General features: G+C 66.3%; 16 protein-coding genes and 2 tRNA genes. 9 read left to right on the top strand and 9 right to left on the bottom strand.

The features are described 5' to 3' along the window. Positions 1–25: 25 nt before the first annotated feature. From ACLBX8_RS00815 to ACLBX8_RS00805, 3 genes are all read right to left on the bottom strand, one after another. Entirely contained in the window at positions 26–544 is a 519-nt protein-coding gene (locus ACLBX8_RS00815) for a MarR family winged helix-turn-helix transcriptional regulator (protein ID WP_020093430.1), read from the bottom strand. Positions 545–673: 129 nt separating this feature from the next. Beyond that, positions 674–1,618, bottom strand: a complete 945-nt coding sequence (locus ACLBX8_RS00810) for a site-specific tyrosine recombinase XerD (protein WP_447697628.1) — start codon at positions 1,616–1,618, stop codon at positions 674–676. Next, positions 1,615–1,767: a hypothetical protein gene (locus ACLBX8_RS00805; RefSeq protein ID WP_012317685.1), complete on the bottom strand. Its 153-nt coding sequence runs from the start codon at positions 1,765–1,767 to the stop codon at positions 1,615–1,617. Before ACLBX8_RS00805 ends, ACLBX8_RS00810 begins: the two co-directional genes overlap by 4 nt. Positions 1,768–2,011: 244 nt before the next feature. Between ACLBX8_RS00805 and ACLBX8_RS00800 the strand changes: the two genes are divergently transcribed. From ACLBX8_RS00800 to ACLBX8_RS00780, 5 genes are all read left to right on the top strand, one after another. Beyond that, entirely contained in the window at positions 2,012–2,635 is a 624-nt protein-coding gene (locus ACLBX8_RS00800) for a shikimate kinase (protein ID WP_020093428.1), read from the top strand. A 19-nt stretch (positions 2,636–2,654) separates the two neighbouring features. Further along, on the top strand, positions 2,655–3,794 hold the full coding sequence (gene aroB, locus ACLBX8_RS00795; RefSeq protein ID WP_020093427.1) for a 3-dehydroquinate synthase: 1,140 nt from the start codon (positions 2,655–2,657) through the stop codon (positions 3,792–3,794). A gap of 109 nt (positions 3,795–3,903) precedes the next feature. Continuing rightward, a tRNA-Thr gene (locus tag ACLBX8_RS00790) sits at positions 3,904–3,979 on the top strand. 48 nt (positions 3,980–4,027) lie between these two features. After that, the gene (locus ACLBX8_RS00785; RefSeq protein WP_447697627.1) at positions 4,028–4,273 is read left to right on the top strand and encodes a hypothetical protein; all 246 of its coding nucleotides are present in this window, start codon (positions 4,028–4,030) and stop codon (positions 4,271–4,273) included. After that, entirely contained in the window at positions 4,270–4,470 is a 201-nt protein-coding gene (locus ACLBX8_RS00780; protein WP_447697626.1) for a hypothetical protein, read from the top strand. The genes ACLBX8_RS00785 and ACLBX8_RS00780 overlap by 4 nt, the downstream gene beginning before the upstream one ends. Positions 4,471–4,682: 212 nt before the next feature. On the opposite strand, the gene ACLBX8_RS00775 is transcribed toward ACLBX8_RS00780, so the two are convergent. From ACLBX8_RS00775 to ACLBX8_RS00765, 3 genes are all read right to left on the bottom strand, one after another. Continuing rightward, on the bottom strand, positions 4,683–5,144 hold the full coding sequence (locus ACLBX8_RS00775; protein ID WP_447714483.1) for a hypothetical protein: 462 nt from the start codon (positions 5,142–5,144) through the stop codon (positions 4,683–4,685). Positions 5,145–5,312: 168 nt separating this feature from the next. Next, entirely contained in the window at positions 5,313–5,585 is a 273-nt protein-coding gene (locus ACLBX8_RS00770; RefSeq protein WP_447697624.1) for a DUF6894 family protein, read from the bottom strand. Positions 5,586–5,885: 300 nt separating this feature from the next. After that, complete coding sequence (locus ACLBX8_RS00765; RefSeq protein WP_447697623.1) at positions 5,886–6,089, bottom strand: hypothetical protein; 204 nt, start codon at positions 6,087–6,089, stop codon at positions 5,886–5,888. Positions 6,090–6,371: 282 nt separating this feature from the next. On the opposite strand from ACLBX8_RS00765, the gene ACLBX8_RS00760 reads away from it, so the two are divergent. From ACLBX8_RS00760 to ACLBX8_RS00745, 4 genes are all read left to right on the top strand, one after another. Further along, entirely contained in the window at positions 6,372–6,635 is a 264-nt protein-coding gene (locus ACLBX8_RS00760; protein ID WP_447697622.1) for a hypothetical protein, read from the top strand. A gap of 69 nt (positions 6,636–6,704) precedes the next feature. Continuing rightward, positions 6,705–6,905 (top strand): hypothetical protein, encoded by a 201-nt coding sequence (locus tag ACLBX8_RS00755; protein ID WP_447697621.1) that lies wholly within the window; start codon positions 6,705–6,707, stop codon positions 6,903–6,905. Positions 6,906–7,725: 820 nt separating this feature from the next. Next, positions 7,726–7,801: transfer RNA gene (locus ACLBX8_RS00750), tRNA-Met, on the top strand. A gap of 36 nt (positions 7,802–7,837) precedes the next feature. Further along, complete coding sequence (locus ACLBX8_RS00745; protein WP_447697620.1) at positions 7,838–8,044, top strand: hypothetical protein; 207 nt, start codon at positions 7,838–7,840, stop codon at positions 8,042–8,044. 47 nt (positions 8,045–8,091) lie between these two features. On the opposite strand, the gene ACLBX8_RS00740 is transcribed toward ACLBX8_RS00745, so the two are convergent. The 3 genes from ACLBX8_RS00740 to ACLBX8_RS00730 are packed head-to-tail and all read right to left on the bottom strand — an operon-like array spanning position 8,092 to position 9,508. Continuing rightward, complete coding sequence (locus ACLBX8_RS00740) at positions 8,092–8,421, bottom strand: hypothetical protein (RefSeq protein WP_447697619.1); 330 nt, start codon at positions 8,419–8,421, stop codon at positions 8,092–8,094. An 18-nt stretch (positions 8,422–8,439) separates the two neighbouring features. Then, positions 8,440–8,835 (bottom strand): type II toxin-antitoxin system death-on-curing family toxin, encoded by a 396-nt coding sequence (locus tag ACLBX8_RS00735; RefSeq protein WP_447697618.1) that lies wholly within the window; start codon positions 8,833–8,835, stop codon positions 8,440–8,442. Next, positions 8,825–9,508: a hypothetical protein gene (locus tag ACLBX8_RS00730; RefSeq protein ID WP_447697617.1), complete on the bottom strand. Its 684-nt coding sequence runs from the start codon at positions 9,506–9,508 to the stop codon at positions 8,825–8,827. Before ACLBX8_RS00730 ends, ACLBX8_RS00735 begins: the two co-directional genes overlap by 11 nt. Between the last annotated feature and the right edge of the window lie 82 nt (positions 9,509–9,590).

Raw genomic sequence — 9,590 nt, 5'->3', positions numbered from 1 at the left:
CCGCTCCCGGGGCTCCGGCCGCGCCCTAGTCGGGCGTGAGGCCGGCCTGCAGGCTCAGCCTGAGCGTGACGAGATCCTGAAGAAGGTCTTTGCGGCCCTGGATATCGAGACCGGTCATGCCTCCCGCCTCGTCGGGCAGGCAGGCGAGTTCCTCGCGCAGCGCCTCGCCGGCGGCGGTGAGGAAGATGCTGACCTGGCGCTCGTCGACCCTGTCGCGGGCGCGGCGCACGCGCCCGGAGGCTTCCAGGCGCTTCAGGAGCGGCGTCAGCGTCCCCGAATCCAGGAACAGGCGGTTCCCGATCTCCTTGACCGACAATCCGTCCTGCTCCCACAAGACCAGCAGGACGAGGTATTGCGGATAGGTCAGTTCGTGGCGCCCCAGGAGGTTGCGGTAGGCGCGGCCGAAGGCGTGCGCGGCGGCGTAGACCGCGAAGCACAGCTGATTGTCGAGGCGCTGCCGCTCCCGCTGCGAAAGCTGGTCGGCACGCGTGTGCCCCGCTCGATCCGGCTCGATGCCGATCTGCGAGGCCGTGGGGCCTGACATAGGAAAACTCTCTCTGGTAAAGGCTGGCTCGCGTACCGGTATGGCGAGGGGCTACTTCTAGGCAGTTCGCTAAACGTATACAATTGGGGCGACCGACCGAGAGTTGCCACGCCATCCGCCCGGCAGCGCTCAGCCATCCATCAACGGATGCAGATCGCGGACCATCGCCTTCAGGCGCTCGTCGAGGACGTGCGTGTAGATCTGCGTCGTCGAGATGTCGGCGTGGCCGAGCAGCTCCTGGACGATGCGCAGGTCGGCGCCGTTCTGCAGGAGGTGACTCGCGAAGGCGTGGCGGAGCACGTGGGGGCTCACCCGATCCGGGTGGAGCCCCGCCGCCGAGGCCAGCACCTTGAGATCGCGGGCGAAGGCCTGCCGGGTGAGATAGCCGCTGTCGCTGTCGGCGGGAAACAGCCACGGGTTGTCCTCCGGCACGGCCGGAAGATGCGCCGCCATCGCGGTGCGGGCCGCATCGGTCAGGGGTACGAGGCGCTCGCGGCCGCCCTTGCCCTTGACGATGAGGTAGCGCTCGCGCGTCGCGCCCGCCGCGCGGGGCAGGGCGACCAGTTCCGAGACGCGCAGGCCCGTGGCGTAGAGCAGCTCGAGCAGGCACACCATCCGGCGCGCCCGCCGGGCCGGGCCAGGGGCCTGATCGGCGGCGGCGGCCGCCTGCGCCGTGGCGAGCAGCCGGTCGACCTCCGCGATGGACAGGACCTTGGGGAGCGCGCGCCCCCGGCGCGGGCCGGACACCGCGACACTCGGATCGCTCTCGGCGCCGCCCTCGGCGTAGAGGAACTTGTGGAAACCGCGCACGCAGGACAGGCGCCGCGCCGCCGAGGACGCCTTCAGGCCTCGGGTCTCGAGGTCGATCAGGAAGGCCCGCAGTGTGCCGGCCTCCACGTCGCCGAGCGCCGTGCCCGAGCGCGCGAGATAGTCGAGGTAATCGTCCAGGTCCCGGCGGTAGGCGCTCAGGGTGTTCAGTCCGGCACCGCGCTCGGCGGCCAGCATGTCGAGGTACTCGGCGACCTCGGGGCGGGGCGCCCGGGCGGCGTCGCCGCTGCCCTCCGGCCCGCTCAACGGTTGCCCGGCTGCAGCTTCGAGGCAGGGATGGTCACGCTCATCTCTCGCGGCGTCGGCTGGACGAAATGCGCGAGCGCGAACATGGCCGCGTAGACCAGACCCGCCAGGATCGCGAGGGTGGCAAAGAAACGGAACAGGGTCGGCACGTCGGTCGAACCTCGGGCAGACGGGCGCTGGCGGCGGGGAGGGGGCGGGCGAAGGCCTTCTCCGAGCCACCGCCGATGCCCGGGTTCGACCACGTGAACGAGGCGCTGACAAGGCCCACGACGACACAGGGATGCGTTTCGCAGGCCGCTTGAATCGCGCTAAGAGCCTGCCGCAGGATGTGAGGCTGCCCGGGCGACAGGCGCGCGGGGGCCGGTGGAGAGGCGGGGACGCCGCACGGATGCGATGCAGGAGTCGATGCAGGAGGCCATGAGCGGGGAGGAGGCGGGGGAACCGATCGAGGCGCGTCTGCGCCGCGCGCTCGGCCTGCGCTCGATCGTGCTCGTCGGCCTCATGGGAGCGGGCAAGAGCACCGTCGGCCGGCGTCTGGCGAGCCGCCTCGGCCTGATCTTCAAGGATGCCGACATCGAGATCGAGGCCGCGGCCGGCCTGACGATCCCCGACATCTTCGCGATCTACGGCGAGCCGAGCTTCCGCGACGGCGAGGAGCGGGTGATCTCGCGCCTGCTGCGGGCCGGTCCGCTGGTCCTGGCGACGGGCGGCGGCGCCTACCTGCGCGAGGCGACCCGCGCGCGCATCGCGGAATCGGCGGTCTCCGTCTGGCTGAAGGCCGATCTGGACGTGCTGATGCGGCGGGTCCGCAAGCGCGGCAACCGCCCGCTGCTGCAGACCGAGGATCCCGAGGCGACGATGCGAGACCTGATGGCCGTGCGCCACCCGGTCTACGCCGCAGCCGACGTGATGGTCATCTCGCGGGAGGTCTCGCATGACCGGGTCGTCCAGGACGTGCTGGAGGCGCTGGATGCCCATCTCAGCGGCGAAGGATCCATCCCCGTGGCCGCCCAGTGAGACCCGAGCGAACCGATCCATGACCGAGCCCCGTCCGGACCTCCTGACCGTCCACGTGCCCCTCGACGCCGGCCGCGCCTACGACATCCAGATCGGGCGCGGGCTGATCGACACGGCCGGCACCGCGGTCGCCGCGCTCGGGGCCCGCCGGGCGGCGATCGTGACGGACGCGACGGTCGGCGCGCTCTACGCCGCGCGGCTGCGGACCAGCCTGGAGCGCGCCGGCCTCCAGGCGGGCGTGGTGACGGTGGCGCCGGGCGAGGCCTCCAAATCCTACGCGGGCTACGCGGAGGTCTGCGACGGGCTGCTCGCCCTCAAGGTCGAGCGCGGCGACCTCGTCGTGGCGCTGGGCGGCGGCGTGGTCGGCGACCTCGCGGGCTTCGCGGCCGCCACCCTGCGGCGCGGCGTGCGCTTCGTGCAGGTGCCGACGAGCCTGCTCGCGCAGGTCGATTCCTCGGTCGGCGGCAAGACCGGCATCAACGCGCCGCTGGGCAAAAACCTGATCGGCGCCTTCCACCAGCCGCGCCTCGTCCTGGCCGACACGGCCGCCCTCGATACCCTGTCCGAGCGTGAGATGCGCGCCGGCTACGCCGAGGTCGCCAAGTACGGGCTGATCGCCGATCCGGGCTTCTTCGACTGGTGCGAGGCGAACTGGCGCGGGATCTTCGCCGGCGGCCCGGAGCGCGAGCAGGCGGTCGCCGCCTGCTGCCGGGCCAAGGCCGCGGTGGTCACCCGCGACGAGCGGGAGGACGGCGAGCGGGCGCTGCTCAATCTCGGTCACACCTTCGGCCACGCCCTGGAGCGCCTGACCGGCTACGATTCCGCCCGCCTGGTCCACGGCGAGGGCGTCGCGATCGGGATGGCGCTGGCCTTCCGCTTCTCGGCGCGCCTCGGGCTCTGCGCCGGCCAGGATGCGGGCCGGGTCGCCAACCATCTCGCACTCGCCGGCCTGCCGACCCGTCTGCAGGCCGTTCCGGGCGGGTGCGGCGACGCCGAGGCGCTCCTCGACGCGATGACCCAGGACAAGAAGGTCCGCGACGGCGCGCTGACCTTCATCCTCGCGCGGGGGATCGGCCAGAGCTTCATCGCCCCCGGCGTGGACCGGGCGGAGGTGGCGGCGTTCCTGCAGGATGAATTAGCGTCGGACCAAGCCGCCTGACGCCCGCGAGCGCCTGCTGTGGCCTTGCCTAACGCAGGCCGGGCCGCTATGAGCCTGCCACGTCCGGCGCCGGTCACCGCGCGCCGCTGACGGTCTGGTTGGGGCCAGAGCCGCAATAGCTCAGCTGGTAGAGCACCTCATTCGTAATGAGGGGGTCGGGGGTTCGAATCCCTCTTGCGGCACCACTACTTAGCCCCAGGCTTGCTTACCGAAGGACCGGTCCGGTAAGCACCATGACGAACAACCCGAACGTCGCGGAGCTGCGCAAGGCCGCCGAGGTCACCGACCGGGAGATCGACGCCGTACTCGCGGATCTCGCCACCGAATCATATCCTCTGGCGAAAGGCTGGACTCTCGACCTCATCGAGATGCTCCGCACGAACACCCGCGCAACCGAGCCTCTCACAACCGACATGCCAGTCTGGAAGCGCACCATGGTGCGGAGCGCGGTCCTGCTGACCCACGCGGTGAAGGGATGAGCGGCGACATTGACTCCGAGCGCGCGGCGACCTTCGAACGCCTGATGGAGCGGCTGAGCGGCTTCGTGCAAGGAATCGGGATGAGCAGCGCGGACGCGCGCGACATTATCGACCGCGTGATCGCGTCTGAACCGTCAGCCGGGGACGGCGACCTGATGACGAAGGCACGCACCTGGATGCTGATCGCGCTGGGGTAGCGCCATGTCGAAGGCCCCATCGCCTCGAGGCGCTCGGCCGCGCCAGGACCTCCGGCCGCGCGTGCTGGCGGCGCTGACTCCCGAGCCGTCCACCACCACCGAGATCGCCGAGCGCGCCGGGATATCCGGCAGCGAGCGCGTCATGCACGCCGCCGGCGCGCTGACGTGCCTGGAGGCTGATGGCCTCGCGGTCAGCGATCTGCGCCGGAACGTCACCCGGTGGCGCTCCGCGGCAGCAGCTCCCGCTTCCGCACGATCCGAGCGCGATCCCGCAGGGTGATCTCGTTCGTCGGCCACTCCAGGCAGGCGGCCTCGAATGCAGCAATCGCCACGGTCAGCGGATAGATCGTGGCGAGGTGCAGCTCGAGCTTACCGCCGATCCGGTCCCAGACCTCGATCGTGTAGGGGTCGCCCGGCGGCACCGGCGGGATCTTCTTGGCGGCCGGCGGCAGCGTGATCGCGGCGAGGCAGAGGTGCTCGTATTTCCGCGCGAGCGGCGCCCCGGGCGCGCGCTGGTAGCGGCACGAGGCCGTCAGATGCCGCAGCAGGTCGAGCGTCGAGATGTCGGCCCCGTAGCGGTCGATCAGGCTCGCAACGGTGTAGCGGCCCGAGCGCTTGCAGGTGGCGCAGTCGACGTACACCCGACCAGGCCCCGCATCCCCCAGGCGCCCCATTCTAGTGGCCCTCCGCTCGCGAACGAAAGCGGAACAAACCCGAGGCGAGGACGAGCTTCAACTGGCGGCTGCCGAGGCGCGCGAGATCGTGGTGGAGCGGTGTGGACGACCTTCGGAAAGCCGAGGTTCGTCAGGCGCTTCGCTGGACCAGTACACGCAGCCCCACACTCAGCGAGCGTCGTCCGCCAGTTCCGGTGGACCCTGAGACGGCACCGGGGACTCGATCAGCAGAACCGCCATTTGAAACAGAACGAGTCCACGGTGATCGGTCACCTCAAGGCGCCAGTCGTCGTCGTGAACGATGTGCTGAGCTTCGTCTCTCAGGATCTCGCCTGCGAGGCGGACAGCCTCAGTGCGGGCGGTGGCGAGGTCCGGCAGATCTGTGCCCAGCGCATCGAGGCCGCTCTTGCCGTCGTGGACGTTGAAGTAGAAGCGCGGCATTCCGGTATCCGGTTCGTTGCCGGCGGGGGGGGGCATCAAACCCTCCATCGCGACTGCCGAACGTTCGTGACCGCGATTGTCTACCTGCTGACACAACCCGGCCGTGCGTTCCCTAGCCGGATGTTAGGATCGTCCGATCTGCGTCGATCTGACCAAAAAGCTCGTAGTCCGTCCTAATTGGCGGGTGTCGCGTCTACTCTCTGATGTTCAGCCCCCCTTTGGCCGCGAACTCCCAGACCGGCGACCCCCAGGTCTGCCCGGGCTTCGTCCAACAGCCGGAAATGCGACCTGACGCAGCGGTTACTCGTCGTCCCACTTCATGGCATCCAGCCTTATGGAAGCGACCTCCATTCCTGTCCCATCCACGTCTATCACGATTGCGATCTCGGCGTCACGTTGGGCGATCTCCGCTTCTGCAAGCCGCTTGGCCGCGGCTCGATCTTCGAGTCCCTCAGCCTCACCGATGACGGCGCCGTCTCTGCGGAATTCAACACGGTAGGTCATGGCCTCACATGCCACGGGCGGATGACGGGTTCAAAGCACTCGATTTGGTCGCGCCGGGAGGCGGGAGGTCGGTGAAACGGGGCTGAGCGACAGGAACGATTGGTTCTAGCCGACATAGCTATGCGCCGCTCTGATCCGCCGGTATGCATCGTCGCCAACCGATCACTTTAAGGCAAAGGGCTACCTGAAGTGAGAGAAGCCGCGATCGCTCTCGCCCTGATCAGTGCCGCCTGTAGCCCCGCAGCAGCTCAAGACGACAAGCGCGCCGAGACTCTCTCTGGATTGGCCCGGATCGTCGGGGCGCAGGCCGGCATCGTGCTCTACTGCCGTAAGTTCCACACCATCGACGACGCACTGTCAGATGGCCTCGCCCGTACCGCGCGTGTGGCTCTGCGAAAGACCCTCGGAAACAAGCGGGCCAAAGCCCTCATCGAGGAAGAAGGCAAGCAAATCAGCAGGGAGATCGAGGAGAACGGCGCCGAAGAGTGGTGTGCCGATCAGCGCGACATCCTCAAGACCGACAACCTGCAGGTCTTCCTCGACTGACGCCCAATCTGGCATAGTCCGCCCCTTCCGCACTGGAAGCCCTGAAGGCCGAGCATCCATAGGTGACGCATGAGCGAGCCGGAGCCTGACGCCGACTTCCGCGAGCGCCTGCTGCGAGAGGTTCCGGATGGCGAGCGGGACCTCGTCATCGGAGCGACGGGGAAGCAGCTGGACGCGCTGGGTCGCAAGTACGACGTGTATCGGACCGGTGTGCCCCTAGATGGCTTCGATGGTTTCGTGGACGGCGGCATCGAGAACGACGATGCCTGAGTTTGGGCCAGCACGATCTCCGGGTCGCCCGCAAGGCTCTCCCCGTGCACCTGGAGGCGCAGGACCATCTGAAGTGTCGATGACATCCGTCGGCAGAGACTGAACTACCAGATGCGGTCTATTTTCATCGCCGCGGCATTCGCGATGGCCGTAATAGCAATAATAATCCTAGGCGGGCTCGCGTCTCACTACGAAGACTGACCGTCAGCCGCTGTGGCCCGCGGATCACGCAAATTCCGAATTGACGAGCCGGTAAATTTTATCGCTGGCGGCTGGGTGCTGCTTATGGCCAACAGGAGCACCGCTTCTGCGAGAACAAATCAATGCAGCGACCTCTCTACGACCGCCTGCACCGGTACATCGTAGTAGCGTTGGGGAGCGGCGGCGTTGCCATGATGACCGCAGCTTGGATCTGGGATGCGCTGTAGCGTCCGGGGCCGTTGCTGCATCGAGAAGATCCGGAGCTAGCGACCTGACGGAGGTTGCCGTGCCGGACGAGGACCGCGAGGTCGAGCACTCCCATTTTCCAGCTCCTTGAGCCGAGGTGGTGAAGCCGTCGATGTCGAGATCTACCGCTATGCCGGCACGCTGGATCCCTGGCAGTTGGTCGTGTTCGATCTGTCGTCCGGCTCGTGCATCGCCTGGGCCTAGACCTTCACGACGGACCAGGAGGCGTATGAGACTTTTACCGCGATGGTCGAAGCGGATGGCATGGCCTCTTTCGCTGGTGCCGTGCCGCCCGTCAGGCACTGAACTCCCTCACCCCCGCGCGGACGAAGCCCATTGCCCCTGAGCGGCCGCATCGCCTGTCCAAGCTCAGGGGCCTGTAGCTCGATGGTTAGAGCCGACCGCTCATAACGGTCTGGTTGCAGGTTCGCGTCCTGCCCGGCCCACCAAGATATCACCTACCTCGTTCGAGAAGGCACGAACTGATGTCGATCTCGCATCTGGTCCTGCTCGGCCTCGCCCTGCTTGCGACCTTCGTGATGGCTGTCGGCTGGTCACAGGATCCGTCAGCACCGACGCCGTGGGAGTGGTTCGTCACGAAGGTGACGGAGGGCGGTCTCTGGTCAGGGATATTCCTGTCGCTGCTGGCGGCAGCCTTTTTCGGTTGGCGAGCGAGCCGAAGCAGCAAATAGCCCGGCGTCATGCCTAAGTTCCCATCGCCTCGAGGCGCCCGGCCGCGTCAGGATCTCCGCCCGCGCGTCCTGGCGGCGCCGACGACCTCGCTGTCGTTGACCATCAGGGCCCCGGCATACTCGACGCGCAGGAAGCCGTGCTCCGGATGGACGCCAAAGAACTGCGGCGCGGCCCAGCCGAGCCGGTGTGCCTCGGCGCCATGCTGGTCGAGGAAGGTCAGCGCGTTCGCGCGCATCGCCGCCCACCGCGTCGGAGCCAGGTATCGGCACGACGTGGCATGCTCGGTCAGGCGGTCGATCTGGTCGCACCAGGAGGCGACGGCGGCTGGGACGTCAAGCGGGATAGATGATACCAGCATGGTGCTGTCAAAACGCATTTCGTTTCCGAAATAAAGCTAGAACTTTACTTTCTTCCGAAGCGCTTCAACTAAAACATAACGGGAAATTGTCTTTAATATTACGCCCTCTATAACAGTCGCCAAAATTTCCGTATCTCTATCGTCGAACTCACCTCCATTCGCTTCTATAAATTCTATTGCCGCAAAAAATGCGGTGCGTTTGTTGCCCTGTTGGAAGCAGTGGCTCTGGCCTATCCCTTCAAGAAGGCGCACAGCGAGAATAATAAGGTCTGTCTCGCCGTCATATGCCCACGCATTTAGTGGCCGCGCCACCGCGCTCTCCAGCGCCCCGCGGTCAAGTACGCGGAATGGTTCGGGGGTGCCGCGGAGAAGTTCTCGGGCAATCGCCTCAACTTCATCGGCAACAATCCAAAGCGGCTGCTTACCGCCCAAGGTACGCCGCGACCTTTGGGAACGCCTTCAGCCTGCGCGCCGTCCTATCGGCAACACCTTGGAGATCTGGCTGGCGATTTAGCGCTCCACTTAAGTGATCCGCTAGATCTTTTTCCGACAGCTCTTTTGCAGAGATTAAGCTATTATTCCGGATATGTAGCTCAAGTTTCTCAGCAATCTCGTTCAAGGCAAATATTATTCGCTCGTATGCACGAGCGCGCTCGGCGGCCATTTTCTCAATACGCCGAACTTCTTTTCTGAAGAATCTTTGAATATCAAGCGGCAGCATTTGGTGCTGATCTATGATAATATATGCCTCCTTGATGGAGGCTGCGTCCGCAACTTTCGATATATTATAATCGTGTTGCAGGCCTGAAATCTGCTCGATGTTGCGTGCCAAAAGCTCGCTAAGCATGCTCGCGGGCAGATGCGATGCCGCCTGACCAAGGAGCGCCCTGAGATTTCCTACGCCGCTTAACGCCCCCGAGCGCCAATCGAGGTACCGGGCAATAATCTCATCTGTCGATTTGCGCACACTCTCTCGGAGCTCAATTACGTCGGCCCGAGAGTTGAAGGGCTCCGCGCTGAAAATTGCGGTGGCCGCAAGCGGACGGGCTGCCAGAGCTTCCTGCGCGGCTTCAAACGCCGTCATGTTGAAGGCCGGATGGCCCATCTGCAATCTCCTGATGGGACGAATGTAAGGCGTCTGGCCGGAGGAGCAAAATCGTCAGCGTGGGGGGCCGGATCGGGACCGC

The organism is Methylobacterium sp. D48H (assembly GCF_053345715.1).
Note: the sequence above shows the minus strand (reverse complement) of the source record. Positions and strands in the feature narration are given on the sequence as shown.